General features: G+C 70.9%; 21 protein-coding genes. 8 read left to right on the top strand and 13 right to left on the bottom strand.

Annotation, left to right across the window (positions count from 1 at the left end; all coding sequences use genetic code 11):
- Positions 1-67: 67 nt before the first annotated feature.
- Positions 68-430, top strand: a complete 363-nt coding sequence (locus tag AA23TX_RS23225; RefSeq protein WP_155544972.1) for a DUF485 domain-containing protein — start codon at positions 68-70, stop codon at positions 428-430.
- Entirely contained in the window at positions 427-2,037 is a 1,611-nt protein-coding gene (locus tag AA23TX_RS23220; protein ID WP_155544971.1) for a monocarboxylic acid transporter, read from the top strand. The genes AA23TX_RS23225 and AA23TX_RS23220 overlap by 4 nt, the downstream gene beginning before the upstream one ends.
- A gap of 63 nt (positions 2,038-2,100) precedes the next feature.
- Here AA23TX_RS23220 and AA23TX_RS23215 read toward each other — a convergent pair whose 3' ends face one another.
- Positions 2,101-2,838, bottom strand: a complete 738-nt coding sequence (locus AA23TX_RS23215) for an isocitrate lyase/PEP mutase family protein (protein ID WP_155544970.1) — start codon at positions 2,836-2,838, stop codon at positions 2,101-2,103.
- Positions 2,835-3,296 (bottom strand): carboxymuconolactone decarboxylase family protein, encoded by a 462-nt coding sequence (locus AA23TX_RS23210; protein ID WP_196425493.1) that lies wholly within the window; start codon positions 3,294-3,296, stop codon positions 2,835-2,837. Before AA23TX_RS23210 ends, AA23TX_RS23215 begins: the two co-directional genes overlap by 4 nt.
- A 46-nt stretch (positions 3,297-3,342) precedes the next feature.
- Between AA23TX_RS23210 and pdxR the strand changes: the two genes are divergently transcribed.
- Positions 3,343-4,713, top strand: coding sequence for a MocR-like pyridoxine biosynthesis transcription factor PdxR (gene pdxR / locus AA23TX_RS23205; RefSeq protein ID WP_155544968.1), 1,371 nt, complete (start codon positions 3,343-3,345; stop codon positions 4,711-4,713).
- Positions 4,714-4,920: 207 nt separating this feature from the next.
- On the opposite strand, the gene AA23TX_RS23200 is transcribed toward pdxR, so the two are convergent.
- From AA23TX_RS23200 to AA23TX_RS23190, 3 genes are all read right to left on the bottom strand, one after another.
- A complete protein-coding gene (locus tag AA23TX_RS23200; RefSeq protein ID WP_155544967.1) occupies positions 4,921-5,646 on the bottom strand; it encodes a peptidylprolyl isomerase in 726 nt (241 codons plus the stop codon).
- A 273-nt stretch (positions 5,647-5,919) separates the two neighbouring features.
- Positions 5,920-6,885, bottom strand: a complete 966-nt coding sequence (gene meaB / locus AA23TX_RS23195; RefSeq protein WP_155544966.1) for a methylmalonyl Co-A mutase-associated GTPase MeaB — start codon at positions 6,883-6,885, stop codon at positions 5,920-5,922.
- The gene (locus AA23TX_RS23190; protein WP_155544965.1) at positions 6,886-8,073 is read right to left on the bottom strand and encodes an acetyl-CoA C-acetyltransferase; all 1,188 of its coding nucleotides are present in this window, start codon (positions 8,071-8,073) and stop codon (positions 6,886-6,888) included.
- Positions 8,074-8,210: 137 nt separating this feature from the next.
- On the opposite strand from AA23TX_RS23190, the gene mce reads away from it, so the two are divergent.
- Positions 8,211-8,666 carry a methylmalonyl-CoA epimerase gene (gene mce, locus AA23TX_RS23185; protein WP_155544964.1) on the top strand — a complete coding sequence of 152 codons (456 nt, stop codon included), beginning with the start codon at positions 8,211-8,213 and terminating at the stop codon, positions 8,664-8,666.
- A 284-nt stretch (positions 8,667-8,950) separates the two neighbouring features.
- Here the strand turns inward: mce and AA23TX_RS23180 are convergent, their stop codons facing one another.
- Both AA23TX_RS23180 and AA23TX_RS23175 read right to left on the bottom strand, forming a co-directional pair.
- Positions 8,951-9,523, bottom strand: a complete 573-nt coding sequence (locus tag AA23TX_RS23180; protein ID WP_155544963.1) for a TetR/AcrR family transcriptional regulator — start codon at positions 9,521-9,523, stop codon at positions 8,951-8,953.
- Between the two features lie 19 nt (positions 9,524-9,542).
- A complete protein-coding gene (locus AA23TX_RS23175; RefSeq protein WP_196425492.1) occupies positions 9,543-9,911 on the bottom strand; it encodes an SPW repeat domain-containing protein in 369 nt (122 codons plus the stop codon).
- A 205-nt stretch (positions 9,912-10,116) separates the two neighbouring features.
- Between AA23TX_RS23175 and ccrA the strand changes: the two genes are divergently transcribed.
- From ccrA to AA23TX_RS23155, 4 genes are all read left to right on the top strand, one after another.
- The gene (ccrA, locus tag AA23TX_RS23170) at positions 10,117-11,457 is read left to right on the top strand and encodes a crotonyl-CoA carboxylase/reductase (protein ID WP_155544962.1); all 1,341 of its coding nucleotides are present in this window, start codon (positions 10,117-10,119) and stop codon (positions 11,455-11,457) included.
- A 182-nt stretch (positions 11,458-11,639) separates the two neighbouring features.
- Positions 11,640-12,857 carry a coiled-coil domain-containing protein gene (locus AA23TX_RS23165; RefSeq protein ID WP_230862682.1) on the top strand — a complete coding sequence of 406 codons (1,218 nt, stop codon included), beginning with the start codon at positions 11,640-11,642 and terminating at the stop codon, positions 12,855-12,857.
- Between the two features lie 93 nt (positions 12,858-12,950).
- A complete protein-coding gene (locus tag AA23TX_RS23160) occupies positions 12,951-13,403 on the top strand; it encodes a universal stress protein (protein WP_155544961.1) in 453 nt (150 codons plus the stop codon).
- A gap of 4 nt (positions 13,404-13,407) precedes the next feature.
- Entirely contained in the window at positions 13,408-14,520 is a 1,113-nt protein-coding gene (locus tag AA23TX_RS23155) for an adenylate/guanylate cyclase domain-containing protein (protein ID WP_155544960.1), read from the top strand.
- A gap of 263 nt (positions 14,521-14,783) precedes the next feature.
- Here the strand turns inward: AA23TX_RS23155 and paaE are convergent, their stop codons facing one another.
- The 6 genes from paaE to paaZ form a co-directional block, all read right to left on the bottom strand.
- Positions 14,784-15,845, bottom strand: coding sequence for a 1,2-phenylacetyl-CoA epoxidase subunit PaaE (paaE, locus tag AA23TX_RS23150; RefSeq protein WP_155544959.1), 1,062 nt, complete (start codon positions 15,843-15,845; stop codon positions 14,784-14,786).
- 1 nt (position 15,846) lies between these two features.
- Positions 15,847-16,335 (bottom strand): 1,2-phenylacetyl-CoA epoxidase subunit PaaD, encoded by a 489-nt coding sequence (paaD, locus tag AA23TX_RS23145; RefSeq protein ID WP_155544958.1) that lies wholly within the window; start codon positions 16,333-16,335, stop codon positions 15,847-15,849.
- A complete protein-coding gene (gene paaC / locus AA23TX_RS23140) occupies positions 16,329-17,186 on the bottom strand; it encodes a 1,2-phenylacetyl-CoA epoxidase subunit PaaC (RefSeq protein ID WP_155544957.1) in 858 nt (285 codons plus the stop codon). Before paaC ends, paaD begins: the two co-directional genes overlap by 7 nt.
- Positions 17,183-17,467 carry a 1,2-phenylacetyl-CoA epoxidase subunit PaaB gene (gene paaB / locus AA23TX_RS23135; protein WP_043792750.1) on the bottom strand — a complete coding sequence of 95 codons (285 nt, stop codon included), beginning with the start codon at positions 17,465-17,467 and terminating at the stop codon, positions 17,183-17,185. The genes paaC and paaB overlap by 4 nt, the downstream gene beginning before the upstream one ends.
- A 68-nt stretch (positions 17,468-17,535) precedes the next feature.
- Positions 17,536-18,468 carry a 1,2-phenylacetyl-CoA epoxidase subunit PaaA gene (gene paaA / locus AA23TX_RS23130; protein ID WP_439328792.1) on the bottom strand — a complete coding sequence of 311 codons (933 nt, stop codon included), beginning with the start codon at positions 18,466-18,468 and terminating at the stop codon, positions 17,536-17,538.
- Positions 18,469-18,470: 2 nt separating this feature from the next.
- The gene (paaZ, locus tag AA23TX_RS23125; protein ID WP_155544954.1) at positions 18,471-20,498 is read right to left on the bottom strand and encodes a phenylacetic acid degradation bifunctional protein PaaZ; all 2,028 of its coding nucleotides are present in this window, start codon (positions 20,496-20,498) and stop codon (positions 18,471-18,473) included.
- Between the last annotated feature and the right edge of the window lie 99 nt (positions 20,499-20,597).

Raw genomic sequence — 20,597 nt, 5'->3', positions numbered from 1 at the left:
TTCACTCCGACCTCACGCCTCCCTACGGTGACGCGGACCACTTTCCGCAATGTCGCAGGGAGCAGCGATGAGCACGACGGACACCGGCGGCGGGCCCCCGGACACGTCAGAGACCATCTGGGAACGCGCGCACGAGAGCACCGAGTTCCGTGAGCTCCGCAGCCGCCTGCGCCGGTTCGTCTTCCCGATGACGGCGGTGTTCCTCCTCTGGTACCTGCTGTACGTGCTCCTCGCGGACTACGCGCACGGCTTCATGAGCACGAAGGTGTTCGGCAACGTCAACATCGGCTTGATCTTCGGCCTGCTGCAGTTCGTCTCGACGTTCGTGATCACCGGCCTCTACGTCCGGTACGCCAACCGGAAGCTGGACCCGGTCGCCGAGAAGATCCGTGAGGACATCGAAGGCGAATCCGCGAAGGAGCAGGCATGACGACGAACATCGCCGCGGGTGTGGAAGGCAGCAACCCGCTTCTCAACATCCTCATCTTCGCCGCCTTCGTCCTCATCACGCTGGTGATCGTGTTCCGGGCCAGCCGCAACACGAAGACCGCGTCGGACTACTACGCCGCCGGCCGCGCCTTCACCGGTCCCCAGAACGGCATCGCGATCTCGGGTGACTACCTTTCGGCGGCGTCGTTCCTCGGCATCGCCGGCGCGATCGCCATCAACGGCTACGACGGCTTCCTCTACTCCATCGGCTTCCTGGTCGCGTGGCTCGTCGCGCTGCTGCTGGTCGCGGAACTGCTGCGCAACACCGGCAAGTTCACGATGGGCGACGTGCTGGCGTTCCGGATGAAGCAGCGCCCGGTGCGGGCCGCGGCCGCGACGTCGACGCTGGCCGTGTCCTTCTTCTACCTGCTGGCGCAGATGGCCGGTGCCGGCGGTCTCGTCGCGCTGCTGCTCGGCGTCGAAGGCGGTGGCGCGCAGGCCATCGTGATCGCCGTGGTCGGCATCATCATGATCGCCTACGTCCTCATCGGCGGCATGAAGGGCACCACCTGGGTGCAGATCATCAAGGCCGCGCTGCTGATCGTCGGCGCGCTCGTGATCACCCTGTGGGTGCTCGGCAAGTACAACTTCAACTTCTCCAGCCTGCTGCAGGCCGCCGTCGACAAGGCGGGCAAGGCCGGCGAGACGCTGCTCGGCCCGGGCAAGCAGTACGGCGCCACCGGAACGTCCAAACTGGACTTCTTCTCCCTCGGCATCGCCTTGGTGCTGGGCACCGCGGGCCTGCCGCACGTCCTGATGCGCTTCTACACGGTGCCGACCGCTCGCGACGCGCGTCGCTCGGTGGTCTGGGCGATCGTCCTGATCGGCGTGTTCTACCTGTTCACGCTGGTCCTCGGCTACGGCGCCGGTGCGCTGGTCGGGCCGGACACGATCAAGAAGGCGCCGGGCGGGGTGAACTCCGCGGCCCCGCTGCTCGCGCTCGAACTGGGCGGGCCGGTGCTGCTGGGCCTCATCTCCGCGGTCGCCTTCGCGACGATCCTCGCGGTGGTCGCCGGCCTGACGATCACGGCGTCCGCGTCCTTCGCGCACGACGTCTACGCGAACGTCGTCAAGCGGGGCAAGACGTCGCCGGACTCGGAGGTCAAGGTCGCCCGGATCACCGCGGTGGTGATCGGTGCTCTCGCCATCGGCGGCGGCATCCTGGCCAACGGGCAGAACGTCGCGTTCCTGGTGGCACTCGCGTTCGCGGTGGCGGCGTCGGCGAACCTGCCGACGATCCTCTACTCGCTGTTCTGGAAGCGGTTCAACACCCAGGGCGCGCTGTGGTCGATCTACGGCGGCCTGGCCATCACGATCGTGCTGATCGTCTTCTCGCCGGCGGTGTCCGGCAAGAGCACGTCGATGATCAAGACCGCGGACTTCGCCTGGTTCCCGCTGAGCAACCCCGGCATCGTCTCGATCCCGGCCGCGTTCATCCTGGGCTGGCTGGGCACGGTCCTGTCGAAGGAGCACGACGAGAAGAAGTACGCCGAGATGGAGGTCCGGTCCCTGACCGGCGCGGGCGCCGAGAAGGCCGTCGCGCACTGACGTCCCCGAGACACCGAAGGCCGTCGCGAGTCACCCTCGCGGCGGCCTTCGGCCATTCCGTGGTCAGTACGGCAGTTTTCCCTCGGCGACGCCCGCGAGAGTCGCTTCGAGGTGCTTGCGGGCGTACTGCCACAGCCCGCCACCCAGCGAGATCCTCGCCACCCCCAGTTCGGCGAGGCCGCCGAGGCCCGGGCTGCCCGGCCACGCGGGCGCGTTGACGGCCCCGCCGACCCCCTGCACGAACACCGCGAGCACCTCGGGCGTGCGCAGGTGGATCGGATAGACGCAGTCGGCGCCCGCCTCGAAGTAGGCCTTCGCCCGGGCGATGCCGTCGACCAGGTGCTCCTTCGGATCGACGCCGCGGAAGGAGTCGACGCGGGCGTTGATCACCAGGCCGTCGCCCGCCGCTTCACGCAGGGCGGCGATGCGCTCCGCCTGCTCGGCGACCGGCCGCACGTCGCCGGTGGCGTGGTCGGTGTCCTCGAAGTTGCAGCCGACGGCGCCGGCGTCGAGCAGCCGGGACGCCAGCTCGGCACTGGACAGGCCGTAGCCCGACTCGGCGTCGACGGTCACCGGGATGCTCACGGCGTCCGCGATGCGTTTCGCCGCCGCGAACATCTCGCCGGCCGGGGCCTTTTCGCCGTCGGGGAAGCCGAGCACGGACGCCACGGCGACGGAGCTGGTCGCCACGACCGGGAACCCGGCGGCCTCGACGAGCCGGGCGGTGTCGGCGTCCCACGCGTTCGGCAGCACCAGCGGCTTGCCGGGGACGTGCAGCGCCCTGAGCGCGGCGGCGCTCACGCGTCGCGCTTCGGGAGCGGGCTGTGACTGGTCACGGCCATGCGGTTCCAGCTGTTGATCGCGATGACCTCCCACGCGATCGCGCGGTACTGGTCTTCGGTGAGCACCTTCGTCGCCTGCTCGTAGACGTCGTCGGGGACGCTCTGGGTCGCCGACAGCTTGGTCATCGCCTCGGTGAGGACGAGGGCGGCCTCCTCCTCTTCGGTGAACAGGTCGGTCTCGCGCCAGCCGTCGAGCACGAACAACCGGCGGGCCGACTCGCCCAGCTCGAGGGCGTCGCGGCTGTGCATGTCGAGGCAGTACGCGCAGCCGTTGAGCTGGGAGGCCCGCATCTTCACCAGTTCCAGCAGCTTCGGGTCGACCCCCGCGTTCGCGGCGGCCTTGTTCACCTCGGCCTGCAGGTTCGCCATCGCCTGGTAGATCTCGGGCGCGCGCCCGAGTCCGATTCGCTTCGTCATGGCATCCACGCTAGCCGGAACTGGTCCACGGGTATGGTCCAGTCACATGACGGATTCGTGGTCCAGTTCCGGCCTCGACGTCCACCTCGGCTGGGAGCCCTCGACCGGCCGGGGCGGCCTCGCGGCGGCGATCCGCGCGGCCATCCGCGAGGGCCGGTGGCAGGCGGGTTCGGCGGTGCCCTCGACCCGGTCCCTGGCCCACGACCTGGGCGTCGCGCGCGGCACGGTCACCCGCGTGTACGCCGACCTGGCCGCCGAGGGGTACCTGCGCACGGCCCAGGGCGCGCCGACCCGCGTGGCGACGGCGGGCTCGCTGCCCCAGTCCGCTCCGCGGCAGGCACCGCGCGAGCCGGCCCCGCGCTGGGACCTGCGGCCGGGACGTCCGGACCTGACGGCGTTCCCCCGGCAGGCGTGGATCAGCGCGACCCGCCGCGCCCTGCTGCGGACCCCGGCGTCGGCGTTCGGCTACGAGTCGGAACTGGGCGCGCCCGAGCTGCGGGACACCCTGGCCGGCTACCTCGCCCGGGCCCGCGGAGTCGTCGCGGACCCGGACCGGATCGTCGTGTGCCACGGGTATTCGCACGCGATCGCCGTGGTGTCCCGCGCGCTTTCCTCGCTCGGCGTCGGCGAAATGGCGTTCGAGAACCCGTCGCTGGAGATGTACCGCTCGATCGCGGCGGCGCAGGGTCAGCGGGTCGTCGGCGTCCCGGTGGACGAGCACGGCCTCGATGTGTCCGCTTTGGACAGTCCGGCGGTGGTCGTGACGGCGGCGCACCAGTACCCCACCGGCGTCACGCTGGCCCCGCACCGCCGCACCGAGCTGGCCCGATCGGGCGCGTTCGTGCTGGAGGACGACTACGACGGCGAGTTCCGTTTCGACCGCCAGCAGGTCGGGGCGCTGCAGGCGCTCGCCCCGGAGCGGGTGATCTACGCGGGGACGGCCAGCAAGACGCTGGCGCCGGCGCTCCGGCTGGCGTGGCTGGTGCTGCCGCGGACGCTGGTGGAGCCGGTCCACGCGGCGCTGGCCGACAGCGGGTCCCGCCCGGCGGTGCTGAACCAGCTGGCGCTGGCCGAGCTGATCGGCTCGGGTGCGTACGACCAGCACGTCCGCCGCAGCCGGGCCGAGTACCGCTCACGCCGCGCTCGTCTCATGGCCGCGCTCCCGGACTTCGTCCGTCCGCAAGGCATCGCGGCGGGCCTCCACCTGCTGCTGAGGCTCCCGCCCGACGGCCCGTCCGAGGCGACGGCCTTGGCGGCCTGCCGCCGCCGCGCACTCGGCCTAGAGGGCCTGACGGACTACTGGATGACCCCCAACGGCCCCGGCGGCCTGATAGTCGGCTACGCGGCAACCCCAAAACACGCGTTCGCCGGCGCAACCCAAACCCTGATAGAAGCCCTCTGGGAAATCACGTCCTAACCCCAGACACGCGTCGTCCCCGAAGTACGCGTGTCGTCCGCCTGCGTACGCGTGCCGACCCTCCAGACACGCGTGTCGACCTCCCAATCACGCGTGATGCCCCTCCAATCACGCGTGATGCCTCCCCAGACACGCGTGATGCCCCTTCAATCACGCGAGATGCCCCGAGCGGGCCACCCCCGAACCGGGAGTGGCCCGCGTTCGCCGTCAGGACCAGCAGTCAGGCCGGACGCGGAGCAGTTCCGTCCGCAGCGCGGGCGTCCCGTCGACCGGCGCCGGGTCGTCCGCGGTCGGCACGATCCCGCCCGCGGCCACTCGATCCAGGGTCTTCAGCCCCTGTGCCCCGACCGTGCCGAACACCGTGTAGTTCGGCCGCAGCGCGGAATCGCCGTACACGACGAAGAACTGCGAGCCGTTCGTGTCCGGTCCCGCGTTGGCCATGGCCAGCAGCCCGCGCGCGTAGACCTTGCGCGCCCCGGTCGGGTCGGTCGGCGCCGGCGGCAGGTCCACCGGCAGCTCGTCCTTGTATTTGTAGCCCGGCCCGCCCTCGCCGGTCGCGCTCGGGTCGCCGCACTGCAGGACCTTCAACGTCGGATACGCGGTCAGCCGGTGGCACACCGTGTGGTCGTAGAACCGGTGGTTCGCCAGGTGCAGGAAGCTCTGTACGGTGCACGGCGCCTTCGCGCGGTCGAGCCGCAGCGGCAGCGCGCCCTGGCTGGTCGGGACGGCGACGTCGACCTTGCCGTGGCTCGGCGTGTGCCGCGGGTCGGGCGGCAGCGGCACCGGCCGCGACGCCGGTTCGTCCGGCGTCTCGGTGTACTGGCACGGCCCGTGCGTCGTCTTCGGCGGCGGAGCGTCGGCCGCGGTGGCGACGCCGTTGCCGGCCACGAACAACGCGCCGACCGTCAGCGCCGTGACGAGTGTCTTCTTCATCCTGCACGCCCTCCCAGTGATCGCCCGGTTCCGGAGCGCCCCGCAGTCTAGGGCTCGGCACCGACAACAAGAACCGGCGAAAGTCGCTCGCGTCACGCGGTCGGGTGAACCTCGACGCCGGAACCCCCGAAATTGTCGGACCCCCGGCGCACGATGGTCAACACGCGGCAAGCCCGCCGCACCCGAGGGGAGAGCGTCATGACATTCCGGCGAAGACCCGTTGCCGTGACACGGTTTCTGCTCACGCGGCTCGCGTCAGCGGTCCGGGCCGCACTACTCCCGCAGGTCCGCGATCAGCTCATCCGCGGCGGCGAACGGATCGATCTCGCGTGCGACGACGCGCTCCGCCACCCCGGCCAGCCGTCCCCCGCCCCGCAGGTCGGCCAGCTCGGCCCGCAACCGCCGCACAGCGATGGCCTCGACCTCGTCGCGTGCCCGCGCCACCCGGCGCCGGGCCAGCTCGTCGTGCTCCACCAGCCAGTCGTGGTGCGCGGCCAGCGCGTCCACGACTTCATCGATGCCCTCGCCCTTCGCCGCCACCGTCCGCACGATCGGCTGGCGCCAGCTCGCGCCCCGGATCTCCCGGCGCGCCAGCGAGATCATCTGCTTGAGGTCGTGCACCGTCGCGTCCGCACCCTCGCGGTCCGCCTTGTTCACGACGAAGACGTCGGCGATCTCCAGCACTCCCGCTTTCGCGGCCTGGATGCCATCGCCCATGCCCGGGGCGAGCAACACCACCGTGGTGTCGGCCAGCTTCACGACGTCCACTTCGGACTGTCCGACGCCGACGGTCTCGATCAGCACCACGTCGAAGCCGGCGGCGTCGAGCACGCGCACCGCCTGCGGGGTCGCCCACGACAAGCCGCCGAGGTGCCCGCGCGTGGCCATCGAGCGGATGAACACGCCGGGATCGGTGGCGTGCTCGGTCATCCGGATCCGGTCGCCGAGCAGCGCGCCGCCCGAAAACGGCGAAGACGGGTCGATGGCGAGAACCCCGACCCGCTTGCCCTCCGCGCGCAACGCGGTGAGCAGCGCCGAGGTCGATGTCGACTTGCCGACACCCGGCGGTCCGGTCAGCCCGATGACCCGGGCCCGCCCGGTGTGCGGGGTCAGCGCTCGCGCGATCTCGGCGACGCGGGGATGGGCGTCCTCGACGAGCGACAGCAGCCGCGCGACGGCGCGGGGCTGCCCGTCCCGCGCGCGGCCGACCAGGTCGTCGAGGTCGAGTGCGCCGGCCACTTACGCGGACGGCACCCGCAGCAGGAGGGCGTCGCCCTGGCCGCCGCCGCCGCACAGCGCGGCCGCGCCGAGCCCGCCACCGCGGCGGCGCAGCTCGTGGATCAGGTGCACGGCGAGCCGGGCCCCGGAGGCGCCGATCGGGTGGCCGAGGGCGATGGCCCCGCCGTTGACGTTGACCTTCTCGGGGTCGAGGCCGAGCTTCTCGGTGGAGACGAGCCCGACCGCGGCGAAGGCTTCGTTGATCTCGACGAGGTCGAGCGCGTCGGCGCCGAGGTTCGCCTTCGCCAGCGCGGCGAGGATGGCGTTCGACGGCTGCTCGTGCAGGCTGGCGTCCGGCCCGGCGACGACGCCGTGCGCGCCGATCTCGGCGATCGCGGTGAGGCCGAGCTCCTCGGCCTTCGCCTTGCTGGCCACGACGACCGCGGCGGCGCCGTCGGAGATCTGCGAGGCCGAGCCCGCGGTGATGGTGCCGTCGGAAGCGAAGGCGGGGCGCAGCTTGGCGAGGCTTTCCGCGGTGGTGTCGGCGCGGACGCCTTCGTCGGTGTCGAAGACGACCGGGTCGCCCTTGCGCTGCGGGATGGAGACGGGCGCGATCTCGTCGGTGAAGTAGCCGTTCTTGATCGCCTCGGCCGCGCGCTGGTGCGAACGGGCGGAGAACGCGTCCTGCTGCTCGCGGGTGACGCCGTAGCGGGAGTTGTACTTCTCCGTCGAGGAGCCCATGGCGACCTGGTCGAACGCGCAGAAGAGCCCGTCGTAGGCCATGTGGTCGACGAGCGTCGTGTCGCCGTACTTGAAGCCGGAGCGGGACTTGGGCAGCAGGTGCGGCGCCTGGGTCATCGACTCCTGGCCGCCGGCCACGACGATGTCGAACTCGCCGGCCCGGATCAGCTGGTCGGCGAGCGCGATGGCGTCGAGGCCCGAAAGGCAGACCTTGTTGATCGTCAGGGCGGGCACGCTCATCGGGATGCCCGCGGCGACCGCGGCCTGGCGGGCCGGGATCTGGCCGGCACCTGCGGTGAGCACCTGGCCCATGATCGTGTACTGCACCGCGTCCGGGGAGACCCCGGCGCGTTCGAGGGCCGCCTTGATCGCGACCCCGCCCAGCTGTGCCCCCGTGAAGTCCTTGAGGGATCCGAGCAAGCGCCCGATCGGTGTACGGGCGGCACCCAGGATCACGGAACCGGACACGGCGTCCTCCAAGCTTCGGCGCATGGGCAGTTTTTCCGACCATACCCGGAGGGCGGGCTTCTTGATGGAGCCAGTGTGAGGCGGGGCACGCGACGATTCTGGGGGAACGCCGGGCGGGCGCCCCCTATCCTGCCTCCATGAATGACGCCCTGCGGCCGTTCGTGACGGCCATCGACCACGTCGGCATCGCGGTCCCGGACCTGGACGCGGCCATCGAGTTCCACCGCGCGCACTTCGGCCTGGAAGTGGCGCACGAGGAGGTGAACGAGGAGCAGGGAGTGCGCGAGGCGATGCTGCGCGCGCCCGGCACGGCGGGCACGGAGACGCAGATCCAGCTGCTCGCCCCGCTGCGCGACGACTCGGCGATCGGCAAGTTCCTGGCCAAGAGCGGCCCGGGGCTGCAGCAGCTGGCGTACCGCGTGTCCGATGTGGACGCGGCGTCGGCGGCACTGCGCGAGCAGGGCCTGCGCCTGCTGTACGAGGCGGCGAAGCGCGGAACGTCCAACAGCCGGGTGAACTTCATCCACCCGAAGGACGCGGGCGGCGTCCTGGTGGAGCTGGTGGAGCCGGCCAAGGACAACGCGGCGCACTGAGCACCAAACCCGTTCAGGCGCAACAACTCCGGCGCGGGGCAACCGCACTTCGGTGACAACAAGCAGGGCGGAGGGGCGGGGCGGGGCCGGGGGCACTGAGAGGCCAGCCGACTTCGGCACTGCCCGGGCCGGCGGCGTCAACGGCCCGGGCCCAGTCCGGCCGCGCATCCCCGCGCGCAGGAGCCGCGCACCGCACTCCCGCACCCCGCCGCATCCCCGCCGCATCCCCGCACGCCGGAACCGCGCGTCCGCCGCACTCCGCGGGTACACGGCCCCGGCCACGGCTAAGCCGGCGCGGTCTTCGACACGAGGGCGTCGGCGATGAACGTCAGCTCGCCGTCGAACTCGGCGGGCAGGTCGTCGTCGGAGTGGCGGGCCGTCGCGTGGCGGTGGCTGACCGCGCGGGCCAGCAGGCCCGACGCGCGGTCGATGTCGGCCGCGGGGACGCCGCCGCCTGTTGCCGCCAGGATCACCGCGTGAACCTGGCGCACGAGCACCTGGAAACGCTCGTGGAGGGCGTCGCGGACGACGTGGTGGGTGTCCGCCTCGCGCCACAGCAGGTGCGAGAGCCCGAGCGACCGGCTGAAGCGGTGGTCGAGCTCGCGGACCAGCCGCCGCAGGCTGCCCACCAGGTCGCCGGGGACGACGACCACGGCCGGCTCGATGCGCTCGTCGGGCAGTCGCTCGACCAGCGCGGTGAGCAGGTCCGCCTTGTGCCGGAAGTAGTAGTGCACCAGCCCCTTCGGCACCCCGGCCCGCTCGGCGATGCGAGAGGTCGGGGTGGCGTCGAAGCCGGACTCGGCGAAGAGCGCCTCGGCGGCGCGGAGGATGCGCTCCTTCGCCGAATCCTCGGTCATGCGGGTGCCTCCTGGTCCGTCAGTGCTGGCCTGCCGTGCGGTGCGCGGCGCTCGCGACCGGCATCGCCGCCGCGCCGGCGATGACCACGAGCACCCCGGCGATCCAGGACGTCCAGGACGCGCCGTTGAACTCGGTGTATCCCATCACCCACGGCGCGATGAAGAACAGCACACCGAGCGCGATCTGGATGCCTTCGCCGTAGACCATGCCCGGCATGGCCAGCGAGACCAGGCCGTCGAGTGCGATCAAGGCGCCCAGGACGACCATCGTCCACATCGCGGTCGAGTCCGTGCTCAGCCAAAGGGGTGAAAGAGCGGCGACGACCCCGATGACGACCTCGGCCCAATCGTGTGGCCGGGCCCATGCGCGCGTAGAGACTTCACTCATTCGTGCTCACCTCCGTCGGTGAAACTGCTGGTCGGGTGGGTGTTCCCACAGCCGATGATCCGCTTGACTGGCCAGCCGGTCAAGACTGATCGGTCACAGTTCGACGTGTAATCGTGCTGTCCGTCTCGTACAGTTGTGTGCGCGAGTTACCGGCGAGTAATTTCTGCCGCCAACGCCGTTGACCCCCATCTCCGCGGAGGAACCGATGACGCAGCTCGGCGAGATCCAGCAAGCCATCCTGAACGGCGAGTCCGCCGCGGTCGGCTCCCTGCCCGTCCCCGAGAGCTATCGCGGGGTGACCGTGCGCGCCGACGAGGTCGACATGTTCGAGGGCCTCGAGAGCCGGGACAAGGACCCGCGCAAGTCGTTGCACCTCGACGACGTCCCCGTGCCCGAGCTGGGCCCGGGCGAGGCGCTGGTCGCCGTGATGGCGAGCGCCATCAACTACAACACCGTGTGGACGTCGATCTTCGAGCCGATCCCCACGTTCAAGTTCCTGAAGAAGTACGGGAAGCTCTCGCCGCTGGCCAAGCGGCACGACCTGCCCTACCACGTCGTCGGCTCGGACCTGTCCGGCGTCGTGCTGCGCACCGGCGTCGGCGTGCACAACTGGAAGCCGGGCGACGAGGTGGTCGCGCACTGCCTGAACGTCGAGCTCGAGAGCCCGGACGGGCACAACGACACGATGCTCGACACCGAGCAGCGGATCTGGGGCTTCGAGACGAACTTCGGCGGCCTCGCCGAGATCGCACTGGTCAAGGCCAACCAGCTGATGCCGAAGCCGGACCACCTCACCTGGGAGGAAGCCGCCTCCCCCGGGCTGGTCAACTCCACCGCCTACCGCCAGCTGGTCTCACGCAACGGCGCGGACATGAAGCAGGGCGACGTCGTCCTGATCTGGGGCGCCTCGGGCGGCCTCGGCTCCTACGCGACGCAGTACGCGCTGAACGGCGGCGCGATCCCGGTCTGCGTCGTCTCCAGCCCGGAAAAGGCCGCGATCTGCCGGAAGCTCGGTGCCGAGCTGATCATCGACCGCAGCGCCGAGGACTACAAGTTCTGGAAGTCCGAGACCGAGCAGGACCCGAAGGAGTGGCAGCGCTTCGGCGCGAAGATCCGCGAGCTGACCGGCGGCGACGACCCGGACATCGTGTTCGAGCACCCGGGCCGGGAGACGTTCGGCGCGTCCGTCTACGCCGCGCGCAAGGGCGGCACGATCGTCACGTGCGCGTCCACCTCGGGGTACATGCACCAGTACGACAACCGCTACCTGTGGATGAACCTGAAACGGATCATCGGCTCCCACTTCGCGAACTACCGCGAGTCCTGGGAAGCGAACCGACTGATCTCGAAGGGGCTGATCCACCCGACGCTGTCGAAGACGTACCCGCTCGAAGAGACCGGGCAGGCCGCGCTGGACGTGCACCGCAACGCCCACCAGGGCAAGGTCGGCGTGCTCGCGCTCGCCCCGCAGGAAGGCCTCGGCGTCCGCGACGAGGAAAAGCGCGCCAAGCACATCGAGGGGATCAACGCCTTCCGCGGTGCCTGACCAAGAAGCCTGATCAAGAGGCCTGATCACGACGACGCCGGGGGCGGCTGCCGCACCCGGCGTCGGATTCCGCCCGGATACCACCGGATCCGGCCAGTTCCCTTCGCCGCATCACACGGCACGTTCGGCGCACCGCACGGGTGCTCACCCTTCCGTGACCGGGCTGCGACTACGGTAGGCCCATGAGCCTTGGCGATGAACGGGAGCTTGTGCCGCTGGGAGCCGGCTTCGACGTAGCGAAGCGCGGGTACAGCCGAGCGCAGGTCGACGAGCACCTCGAACGGCTGGACGCCGACCTCAAGATGCTCACGGCCGATCGGGACGCCGCCATCGCGCAGGCCGGCGACCTGGCCCGGCAGCTGGAGATCGCGCGCGGCGAGATCGCGGACCTGCGCGGGCAGGTCGACCGGCTCGCCCAGCCGCCTACGAGCGTCGAAGGCCTGTCCGAGCGGCTGCAGCGGATGCTGCGCCTCGCACAGGACGAATCCGCCGACACGCGCGCCCGCGCCGAAGCCGAGGCCGGGCACATCCGGGCCAAGGCCGAGACCGACGCGAGTGCCATGCGCGCCCGCTACGAGCAGCTGCTCACCGAGCTCGACCTGCGCCGCAAGGAGATGGAGGCGGAGCACCGCAAGGTGCTCGAGGACGCCCGCGCGCAGGCCAAGGAGATCACCGACAAGGCCGAGGCCGAGCGCACGAAGCTCGACGCCGAATCGTCGGACCGTCGCACGAAAGTCGAAGAAGACTTCGAGATCGCGATGGCCGCCCGCCGCACCGAGGCGATGCGCGTGCTGGCCGAGCAGGAGGCGGCGAGCAAGGCCGAGGCCGCCCGCCGCGTCCAGGAGGCGACGCAGGACGCCGCCGACATCCGCGCGAAGGTCCTCGAAGAAGAGAAGACCGCGAAGGCGGACATCGAACGCCGTTCGCGGGAGTCGATCGCCGAGGCGAACAAGCGCCGTCAGGACTCGATCACCGAGGCCAACGCCCGGCTCGCGGAAGCCGCCGACGAGGCGCGGCGCCGCGTGACGACGGCGACCGAGGAGTCGAACCGGCGGATCACCCAGGCCAACGAGCGCGTCGACAGCCTGCGCAAGGTGCGCGGCGGGCTGGCCGAGCAGGTCCGCGCGGCGCGGGCGGTGCTGGCCGAGGCGCACACCGTCCTCGGTGACGAGGTCAAGGTGCCCGCCGACGTCACGACCGACCTGAAGGCCGACGACCTCAAGACGGAGAAGCCGGCGGAGGACACCGGGAAGACGACGCCGGTGAGCGACGTCGAGCAGACCATCCGGATCAAGGCCTCCGACGTCCCGAAGCCGAAGCCCGCCCCCAAGCAGGCCGCCAAACCGGCTCCGAAGCCGACACCGCGGCCAAGCGGAGCGCAGAAAGCGACTGGCGAGTAACCTTCCACCCGACACGGGCGCGGACGAGCAGGCACGGTCGGTACCGACCGGCTATCGTCCCTGCTCACGCGGGATCACCTGGAGGTTTTGCGCATGGGTGCGGCATATCGGACCGTGGTGGTGGGCACGGACGGCTCGGAGTCCTCGTTCGCGGCGGTGGACCGCGCGGCGGCGGTGGCCGGCGACGCGGGCGCCACGCTCGTCATCGCGTGTGCGTTCTACCCGGCCAGCAAGACCGACGTCGACAAGGCCCAGGACGTCCTCGGCGACGAGGCGTACCAGGTCGTCGGCTCGGCGCCGGCCGAGGACACGCTGCAGTCGGCGCGGGACCGGGCGGTGCGGGCCGGCGCGCAGAAGATCGACACGCTCGCGGTCAAGGGCGACCCGGTCGACTCGCTGCGCAAGGTCGTGCACGAGCGCGAGGCCGACCTGCTGGTGGTCGGCAACCGCGGGCTGAACACGATCGCCGGCCGGATCCTGGGCTCGGTGCCGTCGGAGGTGGCGCGCAAGTCCGGTGTGGACGTGCTGATCGTCCACACGACCTGAGCACGTGACCGATTCGAGCGAAGAGCTCCAGCAGCGGCTCGAACGCGTCCTGCTCGGCGGCAGGCGGAAGTACACGCGGCTCGAAGTGGCCGAAAAAGCCGGCGTGCCCGAGGAGCGGTCACGCCGGCTTTGGCGTGCACTGGGGTTCGCGACGGTGCGCGACGACGAGGTCGTCTTCACCGACGCGGACGTCGAGGCGATGCGCACCGCGGACCAGCTGGTCCAGTCGGGGTTGATCGACCCGAGCATCGAGGTGTCGGTGACGCGCGCGCTCGGCCAGCACCTGTCCCGGCTGGCCGAGTGGCAGGTCGACATGCTCTGGCAGCTGATCAAGGAGCAGCCGGAGCTGGGGCGCAGCGAGCGCCAGGTGGCCCGGCTGGTCGACCGGCTGCTGCCGGAGCTCGAGCGGGTGCAGAACTTCGTGTGGCGCCGGCACCTGGCGGCGTACGCCGGGCGGGCGTTCGCGGCGCCGGACGAGAGCCTGGAGGCGCGCACCCAGGTGGTCGGGTTCGTCGACATGGTCGGCTACACGCGCCTGACGCGCCAGATCGATGAAGAAGAGCTGAGCCGGGTCCTCGACGCGTTCGAGCTGCTGGCGACGGAGACGATCGCCGAGCACCACGGCCGCGTGGTGAAGATGATCGGCGACGAGGTCCTGTTCGTGGCGGACGCGGCAGTCGACGCGGCGGAGATCGCCCTGGCGCTGACGGAGCGCACGTCGGCGGACGAGACCCTGCCGGCGGTCCGCGCGGGAATGGCTTCAGGCCGCATCCTGTCGCGCTTCGGCGACGTGTACGGCTCGGTGGTCAACCTGGCGGCCCGCCTGACATCGGTGGCCCGCCCGGGCACGATCCTGGTGGACCGCGAGCTGGCGTCGGAGCTTTCGGAGGAGAAGGCGTACGAGCTGCGCCAGCGCAGGCCGGTGACGGTCCGCGGCTACAACCGCCTCCGCCCGGCAGCGCTGCGGCGGGCAAGCGAGGCACCGACGGGGATGTTCGCGAGCTCGCAGCAACTGGCGGCGGAGATGCTGGGCCTGACCAGCCCGGTCGCGGAGCCGGCCGCCGAGGAGGAGACCGAGCCCCGCCCCCGCCGCCGCAGACGAGGGCGCAACCGCTGACCCGCGGACAGCCCACCCACAGACAGCCCCACCGCTCCCAGGCAGGGCCCCGGCAAAGTCGCAGTGGCTCGCTCACCCGCAGCTCCGCCGAAACCGCCCCTTCGCCTCCGCCCCACCGGACAGCCCACCCACAGACAGCCCCCACCGCTCCCAGGGGGGCGTCCCCAGGCCAATTCTAGCGGTGCCGCCCGACTGACCCAGCGGAAATGCCCGTGGCGGACCTGGTTGTCCACAAGGAAACCACCCTGTGGACAACCCGAGTTTCAAGCGTCGAAATCGACCGTGATCGTCTCCGAGACCGGGTACGACTGGCACGTCAGCACGAACCCCGCGTCCACCTCCGCCTTCTCCAGCGCGAAGTTCCGCCGCAGGTCGACCTTGCCGTCCGTGACCTTCGCGCGGCAGGTTCCGCAGACTCCGCCCTTGCACGCGAACGGCAGGTCCGGCCGGAACTTCTGCGCCCCGTCCAGGACCGAAGACGTGCGGGGCAGGGTCATCGTGCTGGAGCGGCCGTCCAGGACCACGCGGACCTCCGAAGACTCCCCCGCCACCTCCGGGTCGAGGTGCGTCACCGGCTCCGGGGGCGTGTCCACGTAGAACAGCTCCTGGTGCACCCGGGATTCCGGGACGCCCAGGGAAGCCAGCAGCTCCTGCGCGCCCGTCACCATCTCGAACGGGCCGCACAACCACCAGTGGTCCACCGACGACACCGGCACCAACGAAGAGAACAGGGAACGCAGCTTCGGCACGTCCAGCCGTCCCGTGAACAGATCCGCCTCGCGCGGCTCACGCGAAAGAACGTGGATCAGCTCCAGGCGAGACGGCGCGCGGTCCTTCAGATCCGCCAGCTCGTCCGCGAACATCACCGTGTCCGTGCGGCGGTTGCCGTACAAAACCGTAACTGTGGCCTCGGAAAAACGCAGCAGCGACGACACGATCGACAGCACCGGGGTGATCCCCGACCCCGCCGCGATCAGCACGTGGTGGCCGCCCGCGGACAGGTCGGGCGTGAACGACCCGGACGGCGGGGCCACCGAGATCGTGTCGCCCGCGCGGACGTCGTTCAGCAGCCACGACGAGAACAACCCGCCCGGCACCAGGCGCACCCCCACGCGGGGCGCGGAACCCGCCGCCGCGCAGATCGAGTACGACCGGCGCTCGTCGCGGCCCGCCACCTCGCGCCGGAGCGTCAACGACTGGCCCGGCTTGAAGTCGTACTCCGCCGACAGGGCGGACGGCACGTCGAACGTCACCGCGACCGCGTCTTCGCACAGCCGCTCGATGCCCGCGACCTTCAGGTCGTGGAACCCTCGGGTAAGCGCCACCTCAGATCTCCTTGACGTGCTCGAACGGCTCGGCGCACGACCGGCAGCGCCGCAGCGCCTTGCAGGCCGTCGCGCCGAAGCGGGACTGCTCCTCCGTGTCCTCGGACCCGCACAGCGGACACGGAATCCGCGAGACCGGCGCCGACAGCGTCAGCGGGATCGGCCCCGACCGCCGCGGGGCCGCGCCCGGCGGGGCGATGCCGGCCGAGGCCAGCTTCTGGCGCCCCGAGGCCGAAATCCAGTCCGACGTCCACGCCGGCGACAGCTGCGTCCGGATCTCGACGTCGGCGTAGCCCGCCGAAACCAGCGCGTGCTCGAGGTCGTCGCGCATCGTGTCCATCGCCGGGCAGCCCGTGTACGTCGGCGTGATCGCGACGACGACGCGGCCGTCCGACTCGGACACCGAGCGCAGCACGCCCAGGTCCGCCAGCGTCAGCATCGGCAGCTCGGGGTCGGTGACCGTGGCCGCGACGGCCGCCGCGGTCACCACTTCGCGTCCGGCATCGCCCGGGCCACGCTCTGCAGCTCCGCGAGCAGGAACCCCATCTGCTCGGTGTGGACGCCGTCGCGGCCCGTCCGGCCCGAAACGCCGGCCAGCTCACCGGCTGCGGGCAAAACAAGCGTCGCCGCGGCCAGCGCCTGGTCCAGCACCGCATCGAACTCCGGGCGCAGCGAAGCCGCGTCCACCAGCTCGAGCGGGTGCGTGCGGAACAGCTCCCCGACGTACGGCCAGACCGCGTCCAGGCCCTCCTGCATCCGCGAACGCGACAGCGGCGTCCCGTCGCCGAGGCGGACCAGCCACTGCGCCGCGTAGTCGCGGTGGTAGGTGACTTCCTTGACGCCCTTGACCGCGATCGCCGCGAGTACCGGGTCCACCGACGACACCAGCCGTTGCAACAAAGCCAGGCGCCATGTCGAGAACACGAACAGCCGCGCGATCAGGTGCCCGAAGTGGCCGCCGCCCAGCTCGGCGAGCCGGACGTTGCGGAACTCGTTTTCGACGCGGTCGAAGGCGAACGAGTCCTCCGTGCGCGACGAGCCGTCGGCCTTGCCGGCGCGGGCGAGCAGCAGGCGCGCCTGGCCGAGCAGGTCGAGGCCGATGTTGGCGATCGCGACCTCGTCCTCCAGCTCGGGCGCGTTGGTGCACCACTCCTGCAGCCGGTGGGAGAAGATCAGCGCGTCGTCGCCCAGCATCAGGCAGTAGGCGGCCAGCGCGGAACCGTCCACACCGGACGGCACCGACGTGTCCACTCCGGACAGCGGGTCCTCGAAGCCGGTGCCGAACGCCCAGCGGGCGTCGTTCTCCTCGGTCAGCGACTCGTAGACGTTGTCGAAACTCATATGTGCGGCACCTCCTCGGGGATGTCGTAGAACGTCGGGTGCCGGTAGACCTTGTCGCCGCTCGGCGCGAAGAACGGGTCCTTCTCGTCCGGCGACGACGCCGTGATGTCCGACGCGCGCACGACCCAGATCGACACGCCTTCGTTGCGGCGGGTGTAGAGGTCACGCGCGTGGTGCAACGCCATCTGGTCGTCGGCCGCGTGCAGCGACCCGACGTGCACGTGGTTCAGGCCGCGCTTGCCGCGGACGAACACCTCGTACAGCGGCCAGTCGTGCTTCACCGGGCCGGGTTCGGCGGGGACGCCCTCCAGCGGGACGGCGCCGTGGCCGCCTTCGGCAGTCAGGTCGCTCACTTGCGCTCCTCGTTCTTCGCGGCGTGCGCCACCGCGGCTTCACGGACCCAGGCGCCGTCTTCGTGCGCGCGGCGTCGGTGCGCGATCCGCGACGCGTTGCACGGGCCGTTGCCCTTCAGCACGTTCTTGAACTCGTCCCAGTCGACCGCGCCGAAGTCGTAGTGCCCGCGCTCGGCGTTCCACTTCAGGTCGGGATCCGGGAACGTGACGCCCAGCGCGGAAGCCTGCGGCACCGACATGTCGACGAAGCGCTGCCGCAGCTCGTCGTTGGTGTGCCGCTTGACCTTCCACGCCATCGACTGCGCGGTGTTCGGCGAGTCGGCGTCCGGCGGCCCGAACATCATCAGCGACGGCCACCACCAGCGGTCGACGGCCTCCTGGACCATGTCCCGCTGCTGCTGGGTGCCCTTCATCATCGTCATCAGCAGCTCGTAGCCCTGCCGCTGGTGGAACGACTCTTCCTTGCAGATCCGGATCATCGCCCGCGCGTACGGCCCGTACGACGACCGGCACAGCGGCACCTGGTTGCAGATCGCCGCGCCGTCGACCAGCCAGCCGATCACGCCGACGTCGGCGAAGGTCAGCGTCGGGTAGTTGAAGATCGACGAGTACTTCTGCCTGCCGGTGATCAGCTTGTCGGTCAGGTCCGCGCGGTCGGCGCCCAGCGTCGCCGCCGCCGAGTACAGGTAAAGCCCGTGGCCGGCCTCGTCCTGGACCTTGGCGAGCAGGATCGCCTTGCGGCGCAACGACGGCGCGCGCGTGATCCAGTTGCCTTCGGGCTGCATGCCGATGATCTCCGAGTGCGCGTGCTGCGCGATCTGCCGGATCATCGTCTTGCGGTAGCCCTCGGGCACCCAGTCGCGCGGCTCGATGCGCTGGTCGCGCTCGATGGTGTGCTCGAAGTGCTCCTGAGGCAGTGTCTGATCCAAGGTCACGGCTGCTCCTTCGACACGAGGGTGAGGACGTCGTACTTGGCCACGGACTCGCCGTCGGCGTTGGTGACGTCGGCGTCCCAGCGGACCTCGCCGTACTCCTGGTCGATCCGCGGGGTGATCTGCTTGGCGGTGAGCGTCACCGTCAGCGAGTCGCCGACCTTGACCGGGGTGAGGAACCGCAGGTTCTCCAGGCCGTAGTTGGCCAGCACCGGGCCGGGTTCGGGCGAGACGAACAGGCCGGCGGCGAACGAGACGACCAGGTAGCCGTGCGCGACGATCCCGCCGAACAGCGGGTTCGCGGCCGCGGCCTCGGGGTCGGTGTGGGCGTAGAACGTGTCGCCGGTGAACTCGGCGAAGTGGTCGACGTCCTCCTGGCTGACCGTCCGCGGCCCGGCGACGACCGAGTCACCGATGCGCAGCTCCGCCAAGGATTTCCGGAACGGGTGGACGTCGCCCTCGGTGCGCGGTGCGCCGGTCACCCAGCGGCCGGTCACCGCGCTGAGCACGGCGGGCGAACCCTGGACCGCCGTGCGCTGCATGTGGTGCAGCACGCCGCGGATGCCGCCCATCTCCTCGCCGCCGCCAGCGCGGCCGGGGCCGCCGTGGACCAGCTGCGGCATCGGCGAGCCGTGACCGGTGGACTCCTTGGCGTCGTCGGCGTCCAGCACCAGCAAACGGCCGTGGAACGGCGCCGCGCCGAGGACGACGTCGCGCACGAACTCCTTGTCGGCGGAGACGATCGAGCCCGCCAGGCTGCCGCCACCGCGCGCGGCGAACTCGACGACCTGCTCGGTGGACGTGTACGGCATCAGCGTCGAGACCGGGCCGAACGCCTCGACCTCGTGCGGCTCCGAGCGCTCCGGGTCGGCCTTGAGCAGCACCGGCGAGATGAACGCGCCCCGCTCGGCGTCGGCATCGACGACGTCGACCTTTTCCGGGTCGCCGAAGACGATGCTCCCGGCGTCCAGCAGCGCCTTCAGCGACCGCCGGACCTCCTCACGCTGTTCAAGGCTGGCCAGCGCGCCCATCCGGACGCCCTCGGCGGTGGGATTCCCGACCGTCACCTTCGCGAGCCGCTCCGAAGCCGCCGCGGCGACGTCGTCCAGCAACGAGGCCGGGACGAACGCGCGGCGGATGGCGGTGCACTTCTGGCCCGCCTTGACCGTCATCTCGCTGGTCAGCTGCTTGACGAACAGGTCGAACTCGGTGGTCCCGCGCACCGCGTCCGGACCGAGGATCGAGCAGTTCAGCGAGTCGGCCTCGGCGTTGAACCGGACGGCGTTGCGGATGATCGCCGGGTGCGCCCGCAGCTTCTGGGCGGTGGACGCCGAGCCGGTGAACGACACCAGGTCCTGCGCGGTCACGTGGTCGAGGAGGTCGCCGACGCCGCCGGCGACGAACTGCAGCGACCCCTCCGGCAGGATCCCGGACTCGATGATCAGCTCGACGAGCCGCGCGGTCAGGTACGCCGTCGAGCTGGCCGGCTTGACCAGGCTCGGGACCCCGGCGAGGAACGCGGGGGCGAACTTCTCCAGCGGCCCCCACACCGGGAAGTTGAAGGCGTTGATCTGGACGGCGACGCCCCGCAGCGGGGTCGCGATGTGCTGGGCGACGAACGTGCCGCCCTTGCTCAGGGGTTCGACGGCGCCCTCGACGTAGACGGTGTCGTTGGGCAGCTCGCGCTTGCCCTTCGAGCCGTAGCTGAACAGGACGCCGATGCCGCCGTCGATGTCGAACTTCGAGTCACCCAGCGTGGCGCCCGTGCGCGCGGAGAGTGCGTACAGCTCCTCGCGGTGCTCCCGCAGGTGCGAGGCCAGCGCCTTCAGCAGGGCCGCACGCTGGTGGAACGTCAGCTCCCGCAGCGCCGGGCCGCCCACGCGGCGGCCGTACTCCAGCGCGCCCGCGAAGTCGACGCCCGCCGACGAGATCCGGGCGACCTCCTCGCCCGTGGCCGCGTCGTGCAGCGGGACGCCGTCATCCGCCGTGTGCCACTCCCCGGAGACGTAGCTGCGCAGCACTGCCATCAGGTCCCGACCTCCACCGAATTACCTACCGGACGTTCAGTTATTTGCATGGTAGCCGCCGGGCGCCGGGATCGGAAGGGGCGACGCTTGACACCGGCC

The sequence above is a fragment of the Amycolatopsis camponoti genome, from assembly GCF_902497555.1.
GTDB classification, from domain to species: Bacteria; Actinomycetota; Actinomycetes; order Mycobacteriales; family Pseudonocardiaceae; genus Amycolatopsis; species Amycolatopsis camponoti.
This window is presented reverse-complemented; position numbering and strand designations above follow the sequence as displayed.